Below are 19,869 nucleotides of genomic sequence, written 5' to 3' on the forward strand. Positions count from 1 at the left end.
CTCGCCCGGTTGTTTGCCGGGAAAAGAAAGGCCGTGTCTTCAGAGAGGCTAACGGGGGACCGTCAGGTCTCGACGATTCCCGCGTGCCGCGCCGCCATGGCCGCGCTGCGCCGATCCGAGACGTCGAGCTTTCGGAAAAGGTTTTTCAGGTGAAACTTGACGGTCGGAAGGCTGACGCTCATCTGGTGCGCGATTTCCTTGTTCGAACACCCTTCGACCAGCAACAGCAGCGCCCGCAATTCCTGCCGCGACAGGCCTCCTGTGGGCGCCTGGCCGACAACACCGGTGCGCAGCTGGCGCGGCGGCTTCACATGGCGCATGGGGCCACCCGCCATCCGGGGATCGTCGAGAAGCCCGATCACCAGCGGGCGCTCCTCCAATATCGGCGCGAGGCACTGTCGCGCCGTGCAATGTTCAAGCGCATCCGCCAGAAGGTGGCGCGCATCCCCGACCTGCCCGCGCCTGCGCGCCGAGACGGCCTGCCAGATCTTCACGATCTGGCTTTGCCGCCATGTCAGGTTCGGGTTGGCCGCCAGAAAGGACAAACGGTCCGCGAGGATCTGATCCCGCGGCCTTTCGAAAAGGTGCTGCCGCAACCAGATGAGGGCCTGCATGATATCTTCGGCGTCGCGCAGATCAACGAGGTTCTCTCCCGCGCTGTCGATCCAGACCCGCCCGATCCGCGTGGCCATCGACTCGAGCTTGGTCCGCGCTTCATGCCAGCGCCGCACGGTTTGCAGCAGCATGATTTCGCGCCGCTCGACGGCGAGCCGAAAGCGGCGCGTCCGCCACATCTGCACACGCCACCCTTCGAGATAGGACATTGCCGCTTCAACACCCCGCATCTGCAACAGAGCCTCTGCCCCGAACGCCAACGCCTGCTCGGCTATGGTTGGCCAGAGTTCGCCATACACGAAGCCCTCGAAGGCGGTTTCGGCGAAATCCGCCATGGCCTTGGGCTCACCCCGCTCGTAGGCCACCTGTGCCCGCAGCAATTCGAGGAACCGATCATCCTGCGGCGTATCGAATGGTGTCGCCGCCAATTCCTCGGCCGCTCGGTCGAGGTAAGGTTCGGCCTTGGCGACCGCCCCCTGCATGAGATGCATCAGGGACAAGTGGACATGGATGTAAAACGCGAGGTAGGGCGCCTCTGCCTCACGATAGTGCAGCAAGGCACGGGTCGCCGTCGCCTCGGCCTCGCCGGTCATGCCCATTTCGATCTGGTGATCGAGCGCGATGTTGTAGACCGACCCTCGCAAAATGCTGTTTTCGGGCGGAATTTCAGCCAGCAGCGCCCCGTATTCCGACTGAGACCCCGTCCAGACCGCCGCGCTGTCGTTATAGACCTGCAAAAGCAATCGCGCGATCCGAAGTTCGACATTCCGCGCAATCGCGGGATCACTCATGGCCGCATCGAGCAAGCGTTTCGCATGTCCGACCTGTCCGGCCTTCATGACCGTCATCGCTTTCAGCGCCAGCACCGATGGGTCATTGTCTTCGCCAAACGCGTCGAGAACCGCGCGCGCCGCATGGGGGCCGTATCGGTGACCGAACATCACCCCTCCGCCCTTCTGCAACAATGACACGGCTGATTTGCGCCGCCCCGCCGCCAACAGGCCACGAATGGCCGCGTCCGGCTCGCCTCCGCGATACAGAATGCGCGCGGTTGCCGGGATCTGCGGTTCGTCCTGCATGGCCCGGCGCAGCAGGTCCGACAAGGGTGTGTCCGGCAGGTGCCAGACCCCGTGCGGGGACCGCACGACGACAGGGTGCAACCATGTGAATCCCGCCCGTTGCGTTTCTGACAGCCGGTTGTCGACAACCCCATGATGCGCGCTGCAGACCGATTGAAGCAATGCCGACAGGTCGGACGTCAGACTGGGCAATACCGTGGATTTCAGAAAAGCCAGCACCGTCGCGTCATCTTCGGGTGCGCGCCGGTAATGTCCGTAAAGCGCCGGCCACCCGGACGACCGCCGCCATGCCTCCGAACCATCGTCGGGCAGAAACAAGTCCGTGTTCCCGACTGACTTGACCTCACCATAGAGTGCCAGGCGCGAGAAGTCGCGGATCTGCTCCGGCCTTGCGGCGACAATGCAGGGCGGCGCATCGCCGCCAGGCAGCGCGATGGACGAAGTCTCTGGCAGATCGACAAGAACCAGACTGTCTTTCGGGGAAAGATCGTCCGGCATCCCGTGATGAACGGCAACCCCGCGCCGAGCCGCCAGCCGGGACAGCAGGGTCGTTTTCCCGGCCCCCGGCAGCGCGTGCAACAGAATCACCCTCAGTCCGGCGCCAAGGCGCGAAATCAGACGATCGGCCGCGTCAACGAGCTCTTCGCGATCCTGTCCTTCTTCCACCAATTGGATATCCACCACACCAAGGTCAAAGAAGAGAGTCTGCCATGACGCGAGCCGATCCGAAAGGTCGGTTCAATCCCCACGAAGGCGGTCCGCGAATATACCTTTGACCTGAGAGGCTCCATTAGACCACTCGGCTGAATGGCAGGCTCCGCCTTTTCCCAGATAGACTTATCCCAAAGCGTCTGCGGCGGGTACGCCCCTGCATCACTGGCCGAAAACTGCGGAAGAAACCGATAAAGTACGACAAGCGTCGCTACAAACGGCGCTACCGGATTGAGATCCTATTCGGCAGGCTCAAGGATTGGCGGCGTGTGCCAACACGCTACGACAGGTGCCCGAAGGTCTTCCTGTCAGCCATCCCACTCGCAGCACTCGTCATCTATTGGCTATGAGATGCTATATCGGGGCCTGCGTCACGCACGACCGTTGCCACTTGTCAGATCAGCACCGCGCTGTCGCCATTATCGTATTGACCCTACATGGAGGATGACGGGATGAAGTTGTTTGTTGGATTGGATGTATCGCTTGCGAAGACCTCAGTCTGCGTGATCAGCGAGTATGGCAAGATCCTCAAAGAGGCAGAGATAGAAAGCGCACCTGAGGTTCTGGCGCGCTGGCTGGATGATCTGGACGGCAGCATCGCGGCGATTGGCCTGGAGGCCGGGCCGCTGTCGCAATGGCTGTATCAAGGACTGATCGAAGCTGGTCTTGATGCGGTCCTTATGGAGACGCGTCAGGTGAAAGGCGCGCTGAAGGCGATGCCCATCAAGACGGATCGGCGGGATGCCGAGGGAATTGCGCGTCTGCTTCACCTTGGATGGTTCCGCCCAGTGCATTGCAAGTCATTCTCTGCGCAGGAGATGCGCGCTGTGCTCGGTGCTCGAAAAGCGATTCAGCAGAACATGATCGCTTTGGAAATGTCGCTCAGAGGACTGCTCAGGAGCTTTGGTCTGAAAGTTGGCGCGATCTCTCGCGGTAGGTTTGAAGCCCGGATCCGGGAACTGGCGGAAGACAACCTCATGTTGGAAACCGCGACAGCACCTATGCTGCGGGTCAGGGCATGCCTGCGACAGGAACTGGCCGGTCTCGAGAAGCGCGTGCGCCAATTTGCGGGGGGACGACCCCGTATGCAGCCGTCTAATGACGATGCCGGGGATCCGTGCGGTTGTAGCGCTGACTTTCCGCGCAGCAATCGACGATCCGGCCCGCTTTCGATCTGCAAAGAGCGTTGGTCCCTGGGTTGGGTTGACACCCTCACGCAAGAAGTCCGGTGAGCGAGATGTTTCCGGCGGCATCACCAAAGCAGGTGATGTAAAACTGAGGCGTGCGTTGTGCCAGGCCGCTACGGTCATGATGAACCGTGACCGTTCGACTTGGCTGAGAACATGGGGAGCCCAGTTTGCGCAACGCCGTGGTCGCAAATTCGCGATGGTCGCCCTAGCATGCTGCATCGCGGTCATCCTTCATTGGATTTGGGTCGATGGCACAACCCTCCAAGCGGAAGCCGCGCCGAACGTTGCCTAACCGGCTGCCAAGTCACCCGTTGCCTGTCTGATCGCAGGCTGTCGAGGTCCCGCAGGGACGTGGTTCCGATGATGCCGTGGTTTGGACTGTCGCTGACTCCCGTCAAGAACGCCTATGAGATCGGCACATCGGAATTACATCGAACCAGCATCATGTTGGCAGCCGCCGCGCTGACCACGAACCGAAGCATGTACCCCAAGGGCCTCAGCCGAAGGCAGCCGGAAAACAACGACGGGCGAAACCAATCCGAAGAAACCGCCTTGGCGGATCAATTTGACTGCGTAAAATCGCTTGATCGAGACGACCCCGTTGCCGAAGTCCAGATCCTAGGGTCAGGATGCATTGATTTCCGGAGCGCTGCGTGATTCACGGCCCGGAAAACGGAGCGGTGACATGAGCGACCTTTTCTGGCTGACTGACGAGCAGATGGCCAAGCTTTCCCCTTTCTTCCCCAAGTCCCACGGCAAGCCTCGGGTCGACGACAAACGGGTGCTGAGTGGAATTATATTCATCAATCGCAATGGGTTGCGCTGGCGAGACGCTCCGGAAGCCTACGGTCCGCACAAGACGCTGTACAGCCGGTGGAGGCGTTGGAGCGAGAAAGGCATCTTCGCCCAAATGATGGTCGGCCTGGCTGCCGAACACGGTGAGGAAAAGACCGTGATGATCGACGCGACCTACCTGAAGGCACACCGCACCGCGACCAGCATGGCCGCGAAAAAGGGGGGCGCGGTCGCCTGATCGGTCGAGCCAAGGGCGGCATGAACACAAAACTGCATGCCATCTGCGACAGCCAGGGACGACCGCTCAACCTGTTCGTCACCGCCGGACAGGTCAGCGACTACATCGGCGCACGGGCTTTGCTGGGCCGTTTGCCAAAGGTCGAATGGCTGCTTGGAGACCGAGGCTACGACGCAGACTGGTTCAGAGATGCGTTGAAAGACAAAGGGATACGCGCCTGCATTCCCGGCCGAAAGCAACGTAAAACCCAGGTCAAATACGACAAGCGCCGATACAAGCGGCGAAACCGCATCGAGATCATGTTCGGGCGCCTCAAGGACTGGAGGCGCGTGGCAACCCGCTATGACCGCTGTCCAAAGGTCTTTCTCTCAGCCATCGCTCTCGCGGCAACCGTCATCTACTGGTTATGAATCCTGACCCTAGGCTTTCTAAGTGTATCTGGTGCGACCGCATGTTATAGGCAGGCTATGCAATCCACTCTTCCTCCTCTCCGTGCGCTTCAGGCCTTCGAAAGCTTCGGGCGGCTCGGTTCTGTCACGGCGGCGGCCAAGGAACTGGGCGTGACGCCCGGCGCGATCAGCCAGCAGATCAAGATCCTCGAGACACAGCTCAAGATCCCTTTGATCATGAAGGACGGCCGGCGCGCATCGCTGGCGCCTGCGGCGCGATCATATCATGACTTGCTATCCGCGGGTTTCGCCAAGCTCCAGCAGGCGCAGGGGCTGTTGGCAGAGCGGATGGCCGACCGGGACGTGAGTATCTCGGGGCTACCGACGTTGCTGCTGAAATGGCTGAATCCGCGCCTTCACCGCTTCGAGGCAGCGCACGGCTCGGCCTCCTTTCGACTTGAGGCGACCTATGTGGAGCCGGAGCCGCAGTTTCTGAACCACATGTTCCGCCTTACCTATGCTGCAGCGTCCGAGGTGCATCCGCACCGGCGCGCATTGTTTCATGACGTTTGCTTTCCGGTCTGCGCGCCGGAGTTTCTGGCACGCCACCCCGAGGCATCAGATCCCCGGGCACTGGCATCGCTGCCTTGGGTCGATATCGACTGGGGGCCAGGCTATGCGAGCGTGCCTCGCCTCGGCGACTGGCTCGCCGCGCAGGATCAGCCGCGCCCCAAACAGAAACCCGTCTCGATCCATTCGCTTTCCGGCTCGGCGCTGGAGGCGGTCGCAAGCGGACAGGGCGTGGCGCTGGCACAGCATTCCTTCGCCTCGATGGATCTGAAACTGGGACGGCTGGTGCGCTTGTCCGAGCAGTCCATTCCCATGCCCGAACCCTATCACATCTGCTGGTCGCCAATGCTGCTGGAGAACGATGTCTCGCGCAGGTTCCTGAACTGGATACTGTCCGAGGCGCGCTCGGACCAAAGCATGCCCCGATCTCCTGGGTCTCAGGAAAACTAAACAATCATCCTGCAGAACGGCATTTAATTCCGGCGTGTCTTCAATATAGATCGAAAAGATCCAGCCACACTCAAGCCAGTCAGGAGTCCCGGCATGTTTTTGAAGAACGCATGGTATGTCGCCGCATGGAGCGACGAGATCAAGGACGAGTTGCAGCAGGTCAAGGTGCTCGGCGAGAAGATCTGCATGTTCCGCAACAGCGAGGGCGAAGTCATTGCGATGGAGGATGCCTGCCCGCATCGCAAGCTGCCGCTCAGCAAGGGCCGGATCAAGGACGACAATGTCGAATGCGGCTACCACGGTCTGACCTTCGATTGCGCGGGGCAGTGCGTCTGGGCGCCGGGCGGCGGGCGTATCCCCTCGGCCGCCAAGGTGCGGCCCTATCCGGTGCATGAGAAATACGGGCTGGTCTGGATCTGGATGGGCAATGCGGCGATCGCGGACCCCGAGGACATCATCGACATCCCGAATTTCGACAACCCCGAATGGGGCATCAATCGCGGCGCGGCGATGGAGCTGAATTGCAATTACCTGCTGATGTGCGACAACCTGCTCGATCCGACGCATGTGGCCTGGGTCCACGAGTCTTCCTTTGCGGCCGCGGCGACCAAGGACACGCCGCTGCGCGTGACCAAGACCGACACGGGCGTCATCGTCCACCGCTGGATGATGGATCACGAGCCCGCGCCCTTCTACAAGAAGGTTGTCGAGTTCGAGGGCAATTGCGACCGTCTGCAGCATTACGAAGTGCGCTATCCCAGCCACGCGCTGATCCGCGCCGTGTTCACCCCCGCCGGAACCGGCGGCGTCGATGGCACCCTGCACGAGAAGACGTTTGTCATGGACAGCTACAACTTCATGACGCCGACCACCGAGACCGAGACGCGCTATTACTGGTTCCAGCTGCGCAATATCCGTCCTGACGACGAAGAGCTGTCGAAAATGATGAGCGAGGACGTGCGCGGTGCCTTCGAAGAGGATCGCGCCGTCCTGAACGAGGTGCAGATCGGCATGACCGAAAAAACGTCACCGCATATCGACCTGCATATCGACGCGGGCCAGCTGCGATTCCGGCGGCAACTGGAAGCGATGATCGCCGAAGAGGCGATGGTCGACGCCAAGATGAGCCAGTAAGATGGCGGGCGGCTTCCGAACCTTTCGCGTCGCGGACAAGCGGCGCGAGAGCGATATCATCACGTCTTTTCATCTGGTGCCGGTGGATGGAAAGGCCCTCTGGCCGGTCAAACCGGGACAGTATCTGACGCTGAAAATGCCGGGTGAGGGCGCGCCGGTGCTCAAGACCTATTCAGTGTCGAATGCCGTATCGGAGACGGGTCATCACCGCATCACGGTCAAGCGTGAGGCAGGACAGAATGGCGCGCCCGACGGGGTCGGATCGTGCTGGCTTCATGACCGGATCGACATCGCCGACGAGATCGAGATCGCAGCCCCGCGCGGCAGTTTCGTTCTGGACGAGGACAGCCGCCGCCCCGTCCTGCTGCTGTCGGGCGGTGTCGGGCTGACGCCTTTGGTGTCGATGCTGCACAGCCTCAAGGGCAGCGGGCGGGACGTCTATTTCATCCACGCCTGCGAGAATGGCGCGGTCCACGCGCTGCGCGATGAGGTCGAGGCGCTTGCAGGTGGCAATATCCGCACCCTCTTTGTTTATCGCACGCCCACGGAAGAGGACCGCAGCGCCGCGCGCAACCACGCCGAGGGCATGATCGACAAGGCGTTTCTGCAAGATCACGTCCCCATCGGCGACTACGAGGCCTATATGTGTGGCCCCGCTCCGTTCATGGCGGCGATGTATCAGCTGTTGCAAGAGCTGGGCCTGCCAAAGGACCGGATTGCCTATGAGTTCTTTGGCAAGGCCATGTCTCTGGACCAGACAAGTGCCGCGCCTCCCAATAAGCCGTCGCAGGCCGCGTCGAAGGCGGCGGCCTCCGTCCGGTCGCTGACTTTCCTGACCAATCCCGATGCCTGGGCCAGCGACGAAACCGCGGTCGAGCTGGCCCCAAAGGCTGCGCCCGTTGCGGCCGTGGGTGATGTGACGTTCCGTAAATCCGGCAAGGCAGCGGCATGGGATGGCAGGGCGGCCTCCTTGCTGGAGCTTGCCGAGAATGCCGGCCTCAATCCTGAATTCAGCTGTCGCGCCGGGATCTGCAACTCGTGCAAATGCGCGCTTGTGTCGGGCGAGGTCGAATATTTCGAGGATCCGCTGAACCCGCCCGCGCCGGGCGAGGTGCTGATCTGCTGCGCCCGCCCCAAGGGGGCCGTAGTGCTGGATATCTAGGGCGCGCCGCGCGCGGTCTGCTCCAGCAGAGCATCCAGTGCCGTGCCGGAGAGTTCCGGGCAGATAACGCAAAGATGATCGCCGGGCGCGACAATCGCGCCCGCACGCTGAATGGCGACAATGCCTGCGACGGGCGCGGTCAGGTCAATGGCCGAAACGTCCAGACGATGCAGATCGCGTAGGCGGGCGATAGGCTGACCAGCGCTGACCGCCTCGCCCAACGCAACCAGCGGCTCGGCAAGCGCGTGGTGATCCGATGTAACAGCCGCCGAAGCGGCGCCGAGATCCAGAAACCGCGTCTGCGGCGCGGGTCCCGCCCCCAGACGCGTCGCTGCCGCCTCGTGCAGGATGCCCGCGTCAACCAGCACGCGCAAGACGCCCTGCCAGCCTGCCTCTAGCGCGCGCCGTGACACCTTGCCCTCACCGCCCAGCTCGCAGGACAGCATGGCGCAGCCCGCCGCATGCGCGGCACCGTCGAAATCTCCGGGCGTATCGCCCGGCGGCACGACCATCGCGAAGGGCAGACCCATCGCCGTCGCCATGGCGCGGGTTTGCGCATCGCGCGCCGCGTCGCCCGAAAGGCAAAGATAGGCGGCGTCCAGATAGGCGGTGCCGGTCCCGCCTGAATGCAGGTCGATGGCGAGATCGGCCACAGTCATGAGCTGGGTCGCGACAAACCCGGCAATCTCGCGCGTGGGGCCGGCATGCGCCTCGCCGGGAAAGGAGCGGTTCAGGTTGCCGCCGTCCAGCGGCGAGGTGCGGCTGACTGCCTCGATTGCGGGCATGTTGAGCGCAGGCGCCAGGATGAGGCGCCCCGCCAGATCACCCGGCTCGAGCCGCTCGTAGAGGCGGCGTGCGATGATCTGCCCCTCGTATTCGTCGCCGTGGTTGCCGCCGCAGATCAGGGCCGTGGGGCCATCCCCACCACGTATGACGCCAAGCGGCGCGCGGATGGTGGAAAAGGCATGTCGGTTGCCCGAATGCGTCAGGCCGAATTGTCCCGCACGCTTGCCCGGAGCATCAAGATTGAGCGCGGACGAGACGGTGCCGAATGCAAGGCCCATCATGGCTGCCCTTGCCCGCTTGCGCCGCGCGCGGCCAGCAGTTGGGTCAGCCAATCGGGATCCATTTCAGGCACCGATGACAAAAGCAGCTCGGTATAGGCGGCGTGTGGCGGCGTGAAGATCTCGTCCTTCGTGCCCTGCTCGACAATGACGCCGTTTTGCACCACCACGACATTATCCGCGATGGAGCGCACCGTCGCCAGATCATGCGTGATGAACATGTAGGTCAGGTTCATCTCGCGCTGCAGCCGGTCCAGCAGGCGCAGGATGCCCTCGGCCACCAGCTGATCAAGGGCCGATGTCACCTCGTCGCAGATGATGAATTCCGGCTCGGCCGCCAGAGCGCGGGCGATGCAGACGCGCTGTTTCTGCCCCCCGGACAACTCGGATGGAAGGCGGTCGATGAATTCGTCCGGGTCCAGCTCGATCTCCAGCAGCGGCGCGATACCCGCTTCCTGCGGAGGCATCGGATCGCGGCGGAAATCGCGGACCGCCCAGAGGGATTTGGTGTATTCCTCTTGCGGATTGGCCAGCATGTCGCGCGCGGGCGCATCCTCGACCTCCTCGCCCCGCAAGAGCACCTTGATCCGGTCGGCCATCTGCGCGACGACCGCCAGGTCATGCGTGATGTAGATCGCGGCGGTGTTGTATTCGCGCACGATGTCGCGGATCGCGGCCAGCACCTCGATCTGGGTGGTCACGTCCAGCGCCGTCGTCGGCTCGTCGAAGACGATCAGATCGGGCCGGCAGGACATCGCCATCGCCGTCATCGCGCGTTGCAGCTGCCCGCCCGATACCTGGTGCGGATAACGAAAGCCGATCTGGTCCGGGTCCGGCAGACGGATCTTGCGATAGAGCTCTTTCGCGTCGCGCTCTGCCTCGGCGCGGCTCATGACCCCGTGCTTGACCGGGCCTTCGGAATACTGGTCGATCAGCTTGTAGGCCGGGTTGAAGGCGGCGGCTGCGGATTGCGCGACATAGGCGATGCGTTTGCCGCGCAGCTTCCGCAGCGTGCCTTGTGGCGCTCCCACAAGTTCCTGCCCGTCAAATGTGATCGAGCCGCCGCTGATCCGGCAGCCGCCCTTGGTATAGCCCATTGCGGCAAGGCCCAGCGTGGATTTGCCCGCGCCGCTCTCGCCGATGATGCCCAGGATCTCGCCCCGTCGCAGCGCCAGATCGACACCCTTGATGATGGGCTTCCACGCCCGTTCCGAGCGCCCCTCGATGCGGATATCGGTCATCTCCAGCAGCAGATCGCTCATGCGTTACTCCTTGAGGCCCGAAGACATGTGCAGCACCCAGTCCACGATCAGGTTGACGCCGATGGTCAGCAGCGCGATGGCCCCGGCGGGCAGCAGCGGCGCAAGGCCGAAGGTGGCGGTCTGCCAGGTCGAGAAATCGGCAAAGCCGATCAGCTTGGCGCTTTCGCGGACCATGCCGCCCCAGTCGGCGGTGGGCGGCTGGATGCCGAGGCCGAGGAATGACAGCGCCGAGATGAAGAGGAAGACAAAGCAGAAGCGCAGGCCGAATTCCGCGATCAGGGGCGCTGCGGCATTGGGCAGCACCTCCTTGCGGATCAGCCACCACAGGCCCTCGCCGCGCATCCGCGCCACCTCGATATAATCCATTGTCAGGATGCCTTGGGCGACGGCGCGCGACAGGCGGTAGACACGGGTGCTGTCCAGGATGGCGATGACGAAGATCAGGGCCAGGACCGATGTACCGGTGATGGTCAGGATGAGCAGCGCGAAGATCAGCGCCGGGATCGCCATCAGCACATCGACCACGCGCGCGCTGATCGCGTCGAACCATCCGCCGAGGGTAGCGGCCAGAAGGCCCATGGTCGCGCCCAGAAGGAAGGCCAGCGCCGTCGTGGCCAGCGCGATGCCAACCGTATTGCGCGCGCCGTAGATCAGACGCGAGAGCACGTCGCGCCCCAGCGCATCGGTGCCAAGGTAATGTGGCGCGGCCCAGGGCTGATATTGCGCACCCACCGAGGCCGCCTCGGGATAGGGGGCCAGCAGCGGCGCGGCAATGGCCAGGATGGCGTAGAGACCGATGATCGCGATGCCGCTCCAGGCCGAAACCGGCGCGCCGCGTAAGGTGTATAGTATTTCGTTCACGGCGCTACCTCGGGTGCAGAAGGCGGGGATTGGCGATGATCGACAGGATATCCGCCGCGAGGTTCAAAAGGATGTAGGTGGCCGCGAATATCAGGCAGGCGGCCTGCACCACGGTCACATCGCGGTTCGACACCGCATCGACCAGGATCTGACCCAGGCCGGGATAGACGAAGACCACCTCGACCAGCACCACCCCGACGATCAGATAGGCAAGGTTCAGCGCGATCACGTTGATGATCGGCGCGAGCGCATTGGGCAGGGCATGAACCGCGATCACGCGCCAGCGCTTCATCCCCTTCAGATGCGCCATCTCGATATAAGGCAGCGCCAAAAGGTTCAGAATCGCCGCCCGTGTCATGCGCATCATGTAGGCCAGCACGATCAACGTCAGCGTCATCGCGGGCAGAAACGTCAGGTAAAGCCGCTCACCGAGGCCCGTGCCGGGATCGACATTGGCGAGGCTGGGAAACCAGCCGAGTACGACCGAAAAGATCAGGATCAGGATATAGGCGATGAAAAATTCGGGGAACGAGATCGCGGCCAAAGTCGAGCTGCTGAGCATCCGGTCGAAGACGGATCCGTTATAGAGCGCGGCCAGCATGCCCGACACCACGGCGATCGGAACCGCGATCGCGGCGGCATAGCCTGCAAGGAAAAACGTGTTGGCGGCGCGCTGGCCGATCAGTTCGGAGATGGGGCGCTGATTGGCGAGGCTGATGCCGAAATCGCCCGTGATGGCGCCGCCAAGCCATGACAGGTAGCGCGCGGGCAAGGACCGGTTCAGATCGTATTTCTCGCGAAAGGCGTTCAGGCTTTCTTCGGTCGCGGCCTGGCCAAGAACCTCGGTCGCGATGTCGCCGGGCAGCATTTCGATGGCGCCGAAGATGATGATCGTCACGACGAAAAGCGTCATGCATCCGACCAGCAGTCTTTTCAGAATGATCGACAGGATAGTCCGCATCTAAACCGCTTCTTGTCCAAGGGATTCCGTTTATGTCTAGACTATATATAGGGTGATAGAGGTCGCCTAGTCCGGCAAGCGCAGGCTTGCAGCGCCGTCGTTTAGAATATCTACAAGGTCGCGCCGCAGGCTTGGTGTGGGATAAGATATAGACTATAAGTGCAATAGCGCGAACTTATGCGAAGGCTTGCCCGATGAATGCCACTTACAAGGATGTGAAATCGGACATCCTGTCCAAGATCACCAGCGGTCATTGGCAACCCGGCAGCCTTATTCCGAACGAGATTGAGCTGGCGGAAACCTATGGCTGCGCCCGCGCGACCGTGAACCGCGCTATGCGCGAGCTGGCGGATGACGGCCTGATCGAGCGGCGGCGCAAGGCAGGCACGCGGGTCCGCGCAAGTCCGATCCGGCAGGCGCGTTTCGACATTCCGCTTGTGCGCCGCGAGATCGAGGACAAGGGCGCCGAATATCGCTACAGCCTTGCGTCGCGCAGCATCGAGACCGCGCCCGACTGGCTGCGCACGCGGCTTCAGCTGGGGCAGGGGACCGACGCGCTGCACCTCGTCTGCATGCATTACGCCGATGGCGATCCGTTCCAGCACGAGGATCGCTGGATCAATCTCGAGGTTCTGCCGCAGGCGCGAGATGCCGACTTCTCGCAGGTCGGCCCCAATGAATGGCTGGTCTCGACAATCCCCTTCTCGACCGCCGAGATCAGCTTCTCCGCGACACTGGCCGATGCCGCGCTGGCCGGACATCTTGGCTGCCAGACGGGCGATCCGCTCTTCACGGTCGAGCGGGCGACATGGTTCGAAGGCAGTGCAAACACCTTCGTCAAGCTGGCCTATCGCCCCGGTCACCGCATGACGACGCGTTACTGAGCGCGCCCCTTGATATCGAAAGACCCGCTATGAGCCCCCAATCACTCGCTACCATGATGACGCCCTGCCTGATCGTCGACGAGGCGAGGATGATGCGCAACATCGAGCGTCTCGCGGCCCATGCGGCCAGCCTCGGGGTGCCGCTGCGCCCGCACCTCAAGACGGGCAAATCGGTGGAGGTGGCCCGCCGGATGCTGCCGGGCGGCACCGGGCCTGCGATGGTCTCGACCCTGGCCGAGGCCGAGGTCTTTGCCGCTGCCGGGATCCGCGACATCACCTATGGTGTCGGTATCGCCTTGAACAAGCTGAACCGCGTTCTGGATCTGCACCGCGCCGGGTGCCGCCTGACGGTCCTCGTCGACTCCGCTCCGCAGGCGCGGGCCGTTGCAGACGCCTCGGCGCGGGCGGGCATTGCCATTCCGGCGCTGATCGAGATCGACAGCGACGGTCATCGCAGCGGGTTGGTGCCGGATGATCCGGAAATCATCGAGATCGGGCGCATCCTGCAGGATGGGGGCGCCGAATTGGCGGGTGTCCTCTGTCACGCGGGCCAGAGCTATGGCGCGGTGGGCCGCGCCGCGCAGGCCAAGTTCGCCGAGGTCGAGCGCACCGCATTGGTGGCTGCGGCAGAGGCGCTGCGCGGCGCAGGTCTGCCATGCCCGGTGGTCAGCGCAGGGTCGACCCCCACGGCCCATGCCGCGACGGATCTGACCGGCGTGACCGAACTGCGCGCGGGCGTCTATGTGTTTTTCGATCTGGTGATGGCGGGTATCGGTGCCTGCGCGGTGGATGATATCGCGCTGTCGGTGTTGACGACCGTGATCGGCCATCAACCCGCGCGCGGTTCGATCATGGTCGATGCGGGATGGATGGCCATGTCGCGCGATCGCGGCACGGCGGCGCAGGAGGTGGATCAAGGCTACGGACTGGTCTGCGACGAGGCGGGGCGCCCGATCCCCGATCTGATCGTCACCCAGACCAGTCAGGAGCATGGAACGATTGCCGCGCGCCCCAGCTCGGACGCGGCCATGCCGGACCTGCCCATCGGCACGCGCCTGCGCATCTTGCCGAACCATGCCTGCGCAACGGCATCGCAGCATGGCGAGTATCACGTCATCCCGAAGGATGGCGGACCACTGATGGAATGGCCGCGTTTCGGCGGCTGGTAGTGGGGGCGCCGCCGGGCCTTTATGGACCGGCGGCGAAAGCGCATCAGAGGATGCCGGGCAGGTTCAGCCCCTGCTCGCGGGCGCAGTCCAGCGCCTCCTCATAACCCGCATCGGCATGGCGCATGACGCCGGTCGCCGGATCGTTCCAGAGGACACGCGCGATGCGGCGGTCGGCATCCTCCGAGCCATCACAGCAGATGACCATGCCGGAATGCTGGCTGAAGCCCATGCCCACGCCGCCGCCGTGATGCAGCGACACCCATGTCGCGCCCGACGCAGTGTTCAGCAGAGCATTGAGCAGTGGCCAGTCGGATACGGCGTCACTGCCGTCCTTCATAGCCTCCGTCTCGCGGTTGGGCGAGGCAACCGAGCCTGAATCGAGGTGGTCACGCCCGATCACGATGGGCGCTTTCAACTCGCCATTGCGGACCATCTCGTTGAAGGCGAGGCCCAGCTTGTGACGCACGCCGAGGCCGACCCAGCAGATGCGTGCGGGCAAGCCTTGGAAGCTGATCCGCTCGCGCGCCATGTCGAGCCAGTTGTGCAGGTGTGTGTCCTCGGACAGGATCTCTTTCACCTTGGCGTCGGTCTTGTAGATGTCCTCGGGATCGCCCGAGAGGGCCGCCCAGCGGAACGGCCCGATACCGCGGCAGAAAAGCGGGCGAATATAGGCGGGGACGAATCCCGGGAAGGCAAAGGCATTCTCCAGACCTTCCTCCAGCGCGACCTGCCGGATGTTGTTGCCATAGTCCAGCGTCGGCACACCTGCGTTCCAGAAATCGACCATCGCGGCGACATGCACCTTCATGCTGGCGCGGGCGGCTTTCTCGACGGCCTTGGGATCGCTCTCGCGCTTGTCGCGCCACTGGGCCATCGTCCAGCCCTGCGGCAGGTAGCCATTGACCGGATCATGCGCGCTGGTCTGGTCGGTGACGATATCGGGATGCACGCCGCGCTTGACCAGCTCGGGAAAGACATCGGCGGCATTGCCCAGCAGCGCAACCGATTTCGCCTCGCCCGCCTTGGTCCAGCGCTCGATCATTTCCAGCGCCTCGTCCAGCGTCTCGGCCTTCTCATCCACATAGCGGGTGCGCAGACGGAAATCGATGCTGTCGGGATTGCACTCGACCGCGAGACAGCAGGCGCCGGCCATCACGGCGGCCAATGGCTGTGCGCCGCCCATGCCGCCGAGGCCGCCGGTCAGGATCCACTTGCCGGTCAGATCGCCATTGTAATGCTGGCGGCCCGCCTCGACGAATGTCTCGTAAGTGCCCTGAACGATGCCTTGGCTGCCGATATAGATCCACGATCCGGCGGTCATCTGGCCGTACATCGCCAGACCCTTCTTATCCAGCTCGTTGAAATGGTCCCAGGTCGCCCAATGTGGCACGAGGTTGCTGTTGGCGATCAACACGCGGGGCGCGTCCTTGTGCGTCTGAAAAACGCCCACGGGCTTGCCCGATTGCACCAGCAGCGTCTGATCCTCTTCGAGATCCTTGAGGCTGGCCACGATGGTGTCGAAATCGTCCCACGTGCGCGCGGCGCGCCCGATGCCGCCATAAACGACCAGCTCGTGCGGGTTCTCGGCCACGTCGGGATGCAGGTTGTTCATCAGCATCCGCATGGGCGCTTCGGTCATCCAGCTCTTGGCTGTGATCTCGCTGCCGGTCGCGGGATAGATGTCGCGGGTATTCTTGCGGGGATTGCTCATGAGGTGCCTCCGGGCGTGAGTTTTGCGATAAGGGCCGGATCGGCCAGTTGGGTCAGAATGTCCTTTAGGGGGCGGCGCAGACGCTCGGCCTTCGCGCTGTCATAGGTCCAGGGCGGACTTTCGGCGCTCAGATAGGTCGCTTGCGACAGTTCCATCTGGATGGCGTGCATGCGGTGCGTGGGTTTACCATAGTGACGCGTCGTCCAGCCGCCCTTGAAACGACCGTTGAGAACGCTGCTATACCCTTCGGCAGCATTGCAAACGTCCTGGACAATGGCCTCGATCGCCGGATCGCAAGTGGCGCCCATATTGGTGCCGATGTTGAAATCGGGCAGCACGCCATCGAAAAGAAACGGGATTTCCGAGCGGATCGAGTGGCAGTCATAGAGGATCGCGATGCCGTGGATCGCCTTCACCCGTTCCATCTCGGCGGCGAGGGCCGCGTGGTAGGGGGCGTGGAAGGTCTTACGGCGCTCCTCGATCTCGGCGTCATCCGGCGCGCAGTGCCAGATGTCATGCCCGTCAAAATCCGTCAGCGGCACGAGGCCGGTCGTGTTCCGACCGGGATAGAGCGACGCGCCCGACGGGTCGCGATTGGCGTCGATCACATAGCGGTGGAAGGTCGCCCGCACCGTCGTGGCGCCGGGCAGCAGCTCGTCATAGAGCCGCTCGATATGCCAATCGGTATCGTCGAGGCCGCGGCCCCGCTCGTTCAGATCCGCCATGATGGCGTCCGGCACATGGGTGCCGGTATGCGGAAGGCCCAGCACCACGGGGCTGTCGCCGCGCGCGACCTCGACCGGGATCATGCGCCCAGCTCCGGCATCGGCGTGCCTGCCGCCTCGATGATGGCGCCCGTGGCGATCATATGCGCCGCGCGCTCCAGATCGGGGGCCATGTAGCGGTCATCGCCCAGCGTCTCGACCTCTTGCCGCACACGCACGACAACGCGGGCCAGCGCGGCGCTGGTGGTCAATGGTGCGCGGAAATCGACGCCCTGCGCCGCGCAAAGAAGTTCGACCCCGAGGATGCGGGTGAGGTTGTCCAGCATCGGCATCAGGCGCCGCGCGCCATGGGCGGCCATGCTCACGTGATCCTCCTGATTGGCGGATGTCGGCGTGCTGTCGGTAACGCAAGGATTGGCCAGATGCTTGTTCTCGCTCATCAATGCGGCGGTTGTGACTTCGGCGATCATGTAGCCCGAATTCAGCCCCGGACGCGGCGTCAGGAAGGCAGGCAAATCGTGGCTGAGCACCGGATCGACAATCAGCGCGACGCGGCGCTGGGCGATGGCGCCGATCTCGGCCACGGCCAGCGCGATCATGTCGGCGGCAAAGCCGACCGGCTCGGCATGAAAGTTACCGCCTGAGACGATCAGATCCGCATCGGTCAGCACAAGCGGATTGTCCGTTGCTGCATTCGCCTCGATTTCCAGCGTTCGCGCGGCCTGGCGCAGCACATCCATCGCGGCGCCCGTCACCTGCGGCTGACAGCGGATGCAATAGGGATCCTGCACGCGCGCGTCGCCGTCCCTGTGGCTCTCACGGATCTCGGAGCCGTCCAAGAGCGCGCGCATCGCCTCGCCTGCCTCGATCTGGCCGCGATGGCCGCGCAGGCTGTGGATCTCGGGCTGCAGGGGTGCGGTCGAGCCCATGATGGCGTCCGTCGAGAGCGCGGATGTGACCAGCGCGGAATGCGCCGCGCGCCATGCGCCGAACAGGCCCGCCAGTGCGAAGGCGGTCGAGAATTGCGTGCCGTTGATCAGCGCGAGGCCCTCTTTGGGGCCCAGCTCGATCGGGCTGAGGCCCGCGGTCTCCAACGCCTTGTCGCCCGCCATCACCGTGCCGCCGAATTCGGCCTCGCCATGACCCATCATGACGGCCGCCATATGCGCAAGCGGCGCCAGATCGCCCGACGCCCCGACCGAGCCCTGCGCCGGGATCACGGGCGTCACGCCCTTGTCCAGCATCGCTTCGATGAGATGTGTCAGCTCGAGCCGCACACCCGACGCGCCGCGCCCGAGGCTGAGCAGCTTGAGCGCCATCAGCAGCCGCGCCATCCGGCGCGGGATGGCCGGGCCGACGCCGCAGCAATGAGATAGGATCAGGTTGCGCTGCAGCGTGGCCGTATCCTCGGACGCGATCTTGACCGAGGCCAGCTTGCCAAAGCCGGTATTGACGCCATAGACGGCATCGGTTCCGGCAACGGCGCGGGCGATGCGCGCATGGGCGCGCTCGATATCCGGGTGGCACGCGGGATCGAGGCGCACGGCGGCCTCGCTCCAATAGATCTGCGCCAGATGGTCCAGCGTCACGGCGCCGGGCGTCAGGGTAAGCGTGGTCACGAAATGCCTCCGAAAATGCGGGAATGAAGCGGGTTGAACCCGATGCGATAGCTCAGCTCGGCCGGTGTCTTGACGTCCCAGACGGCCAGATCGGCACGCTTGCCCTTGGCGATGGTTCCGCAATCATCCAGCCCCAGCGCGGCAGCCGCGTTGCGCGTCGCGCCGGCCAGCGCCTCTTCGGGGGTCATGCGGAACAGCGTGCAGGCCATGTTCATGGTCAAGAGCAGCGAGGTCAGCGACGACGATCCGGGGTTGTTGTCGGTCGCCAGCGCCATGGGAACGCCCGCCTTGCGCAGGGCTGCGATGGGCGGGGCCTGGGTCTCGCGGATGGTGTAGAAGGCGCCGGGCAGGATCACGGCAACGGTGCCGGACTTGGCCAGCGCGGCGACGCCCGCCTCGTCCAGATATTCGATGTGATCGGCAGAGATGGCGCCATGCCCTGCCGCCATGATCGCGCCGCCGAGGTTCGACAGCTGCTCGGCATGGATCTTGACCGGCAGGCCCAACTTGCGCGCCGCGTCAAAGACGCGGTTGACCTGTTCGGGCGAAAAGGCGATGCCCTCGCAGAACGCATCGACCGCGTCGACCAGCCCTTCGCCGTGCGCCTTGCGCAGGGTGGGGATGCAGACCTCGTCGATATAGGCGTCGGGGCGGCCGTCATATTCGGCGGGCACCGCATGCGCGCCGAGGAACGTGGTGCAGACCCGTACCGGGCGCTCGTGCCCGATCCGGCGCGCGGCGCGCAGCATCCGCAGCTCGGTTTCGGTGTCGAGGCCGTAGCCCGACTTGATTTCCAGCGTGCAGATGCCCTCGGAAAGCAGCGCATCGACGCGGGGAAGGGCATCGGCCACCATCCGGTCCACATCCGACGCGCGGGTGGCCGTCACGGTCGAGACGATGCCGCCGCCGGCGCGCGCGACCTCCTCATAGCTGGCGCCGTTGAGGCGCATCTCGAACTCGCCCGCCCGGTCGCCGCCATGCACCACATGGGTATGGCAGTCGATCAGTCCCGGCGTGACAAGGCGCCCCCCCAGGCTGTGCGCACGTAGGCTATCATACTGGGAAGGCAGATCGCCGCGCGGCCCGACCCAGGCGATTCGCGCGTCCTCGACGACAATCGCCGCATCCTGGATCTGGCCATAAGCCTCGTCCCCCGGAATCATGGTCGCGGCTGTTAAATCAACGTAAAGGGTGCTGCTATCTGTCATAAACTGTCCGAAATGGCTGAAGTTTCGCTTTTCCAACGGCTTTGGGCGCTGTATATGTCTATACATAAGCTT

At 63.7% G+C, this 19,869-nt stretch carries 16 protein-coding genes and 2 pseudogenes; 9 read left to right on the plus strand and 9 right to left on the minus strand.

What is annotated here, in order from left to right:
* Positions 1–62: 62 nt before the first annotated feature.
* Positions 63–2,378, minus strand: a complete 2,316-nt coding sequence (locus IF204_RS20280; RefSeq protein ID WP_194098471.1) for a helix-turn-helix transcriptional regulator — start codon at positions 2,376–2,378, stop codon at positions 63–65.
* A 176-nt stretch (positions 2,379–2,554) separates the two neighbouring features.
* On the opposite strand from IF204_RS20280, the pseudogene IF204_RS17585 reads away from it, so the two are divergent.
* The 7 genes and pseudogenes from IF204_RS17585 to IF204_RS17615 form a co-directional block, all read left to right on the plus strand.
* Positions 2,555–2,755, plus strand: a pseudogene (locus tag IF204_RS17585) (transposase); the annotation flags it as partial.
* Between the two features lie 102 nt (positions 2,756–2,857).
* Positions 2,858–3,887 (plus strand): annotated as a pseudogene (locus IF204_RS17590) (IS110 family RNA-guided transposase).
* Between the two features lie 68 nt (positions 3,888–3,955).
* Positions 3,956–4,252, plus strand: a complete 297-nt coding sequence (locus tag IF204_RS17595) for a hypothetical protein (protein WP_194098472.1) — start codon at positions 3,956–3,958, stop codon at positions 4,250–4,252.
* Between the two features lie 28 nt (positions 4,253–4,280).
* A protein-coding gene (locus IF204_RS17600) for an IS5 family transposase (RefSeq protein WP_194098473.1) occupies positions 4,281–5,038 on the plus strand; the annotation gives its coding sequence in 2 pieces (ribosomal slippage) (positions 4,281–4,605 and positions 4,605–5,038; 759 coding nt in all).
* Between the two features lie 57 nt (positions 5,039–5,095).
* On the plus strand, positions 5,096–6,037 hold the full coding sequence (locus IF204_RS17605) for a LysR substrate-binding domain-containing protein (RefSeq protein WP_194098474.1): 942 nt from the start codon (positions 5,096–5,098) through the stop codon (positions 6,035–6,037).
* A 93-nt stretch (positions 6,038–6,130) separates the two neighbouring features.
* On the plus strand, positions 6,131–7,171 hold the full coding sequence (locus tag IF204_RS17610; protein WP_067548342.1) for an aromatic ring-hydroxylating dioxygenase subunit alpha: 1,041 nt from the start codon (positions 6,131–6,133) through the stop codon (positions 7,169–7,171).
* A gap of 1 nt (position 7,172) precedes the next feature.
* On the plus strand, positions 7,173–8,333 hold the full coding sequence (locus IF204_RS17615; RefSeq protein ID WP_067548339.1) for a 2Fe-2S iron-sulfur cluster-binding protein: 1,161 nt from the start codon (positions 7,173–7,175) through the stop codon (positions 8,331–8,333).
* Here IF204_RS17615 and IF204_RS17620 read toward each other — a convergent pair.
* The 4 genes from IF204_RS17620 to IF204_RS17635 are packed head-to-tail and all read right to left on the minus strand — an operon-like array spanning position 8,330 to position 12,481.
* The gene (locus IF204_RS17620) at positions 8,330–9,397 is read right to left on the minus strand and encodes a succinylglutamate desuccinylase/aspartoacylase domain-containing protein (protein WP_194098475.1); all 1,068 of its coding nucleotides are present in this window, start codon (positions 9,395–9,397) and stop codon (positions 8,330–8,332) included. The genes IF204_RS17615 and IF204_RS17620 overlap by 4 nt on opposite strands.
* A complete protein-coding gene (locus IF204_RS17625; protein ID WP_194098476.1) occupies positions 9,397–10,659 on the minus strand; it encodes an ABC transporter ATP-binding protein in 1,263 nt (420 codons plus the stop codon). Before IF204_RS17625 ends, IF204_RS17620 begins: the two co-directional genes overlap by 1 nt.
* A 3-nt stretch (positions 10,660–10,662) precedes the next feature.
* Positions 10,663–11,511 (minus strand): ABC transporter permease, encoded by an 849-nt coding sequence (locus IF204_RS17630; RefSeq protein WP_067548354.1) that lies wholly within the window; start codon positions 11,509–11,511, stop codon positions 10,663–10,665.
* A gap of 13 nt (positions 11,512–11,524) precedes the next feature.
* A complete protein-coding gene (locus IF204_RS17635; protein ID WP_194098477.1) occupies positions 11,525–12,481 on the minus strand; it encodes an ABC transporter permease in 957 nt (318 codons plus the stop codon).
* A 194-nt stretch (positions 12,482–12,675) separates the two neighbouring features.
* On the opposite strand from IF204_RS17635, the gene IF204_RS17640 reads away from it, so the two are divergent.
* Both IF204_RS17640 and IF204_RS17645 read left to right on the plus strand, forming a co-directional pair.
* A complete protein-coding gene (locus tag IF204_RS17640) occupies positions 12,676–13,365 on the plus strand; it encodes a UTRA domain-containing protein (RefSeq protein ID WP_194098478.1) in 690 nt (229 codons plus the stop codon).
* A gap of 29 nt (positions 13,366–13,394) precedes the next feature.
* Positions 13,395–14,534, plus strand: a complete 1,140-nt coding sequence (locus IF204_RS17645) for a DSD1 family PLP-dependent enzyme (RefSeq protein ID WP_194098479.1) — start codon at positions 13,395–13,397, stop codon at positions 14,532–14,534.
* A 43-nt stretch (positions 14,535–14,577) separates the two neighbouring features.
* On the opposite strand, the gene hutU is transcribed toward IF204_RS17645, so the two are convergent.
* The 4 genes from hutU to hutI are packed head-to-tail and all read right to left on the minus strand — an operon-like array spanning position 14,578 to position 19,797.
* The gene (gene hutU, locus IF204_RS17650) at positions 14,578–16,245 is read right to left on the minus strand and encodes a urocanate hydratase (RefSeq protein WP_067548322.1); all 1,668 of its coding nucleotides are present in this window, start codon (positions 16,243–16,245) and stop codon (positions 14,578–14,580) included.
* Positions 16,242–17,054: an N-formylglutamate deformylase gene (gene hutG, locus IF204_RS17655; RefSeq protein WP_194098480.1), complete on the minus strand. Its 813-nt coding sequence runs from the start codon at positions 17,052–17,054 to the stop codon at positions 16,242–16,244. Before hutG ends, hutU begins: the two co-directional genes overlap by 4 nt.
* Entirely contained in the window at positions 17,051–18,589 is a 1,539-nt protein-coding gene (gene hutH, locus IF204_RS17660; protein ID WP_067548316.1) for a histidine ammonia-lyase, read from the minus strand. Before hutH ends, hutG begins: the two co-directional genes overlap by 4 nt.
* On the minus strand, positions 18,586–19,797 hold the full coding sequence (gene hutI / locus IF204_RS17665) for an imidazolonepropionase (protein ID WP_194098481.1): 1,212 nt from the start codon (positions 19,795–19,797) through the stop codon (positions 18,586–18,588). Before hutI ends, hutH begins: the two co-directional genes overlap by 4 nt.
* Between the last annotated feature and the right edge of the window lie 72 nt (positions 19,798–19,869).

The sequence above is a fragment of the Marivivens aquimaris genome, assembly GCF_015220045.1.
Classification (GTDB): domain Bacteria; phylum Pseudomonadota; class Alphaproteobacteria; order Rhodobacterales; family Rhodobacteraceae; genus Marivivens; species Marivivens aquimaris.

Coding starts and splice junctions, on each gene's coding strand:
- IF204_RS17595 (WP_194098472.1), top strand. CDS start 3,956: ATGATGCCGTGGTTTGGACTGTCGCTGACTCCCGTCAAGAACGCCTAT.
- IF204_RS17605 (WP_194098474.1), top strand. CDS start 5,096: ATGCAATCCACTCTTCCTCCTCTCCGTGCGCTTCAGGCCTTCGAAAGC.
- IF204_RS17610 (WP_067548342.1), top strand. CDS start 6,131: ATGTTTTTGAAGAACGCATGGTATGTCGCCGCATGGAGCGACGAGATC.
- IF204_RS17615 (WP_067548339.1), top strand. CDS start 7,173: ATGGCGGGCGGCTTCCGAACCTTTCGCGTCGCGGACAAGCGGCGCGAG.
- IF204_RS17620 (WP_194098475.1), bottom strand. CDS start 9,397: ATGGGCCTTGCATTCGGCACCGTCTCGTCCGCGCTCAATCTTGATGCT.
- IF204_RS17625 (WP_194098476.1), bottom strand. CDS start 10,659: ATGAGCGATCTGCTGCTGGAGATGACCGATATCCGCATCGAGGGGCGC.
- IF204_RS17635 (WP_194098477.1), bottom strand. CDS start 12,481: ATGCGGACTATCCTGTCGATCATTCTGAAAAGACTGCTGGTCGGATGC.
- IF204_RS17640 (WP_194098478.1), top strand. CDS start 12,676: ATGAATGCCACTTACAAGGATGTGAAATCGGACATCCTGTCCAAGATC.
- IF204_RS17645 (WP_194098479.1), top strand. CDS start 13,395: ATGAGCCCCCAATCACTCGCTACCATGATGACGCCCTGCCTGATCGTC.
- hutU (WP_067548322.1), bottom strand. CDS start 16,245: ATGAGCAATCCCCGCAAGAATACCCGCGACATCTATCCCGCGACCGGC.
- hutG (WP_194098480.1), bottom strand. CDS start 17,054: ATGATCCCGGTCGAGGTCGCGCGCGGCGACAGCCCCGTGGTGCTGGGC.
- hutI (WP_194098481.1), bottom strand. CDS start 19,797: ATGACAGATAGCAGCACCCTTTACGTTGATTTAACAGCCGCGACCATG.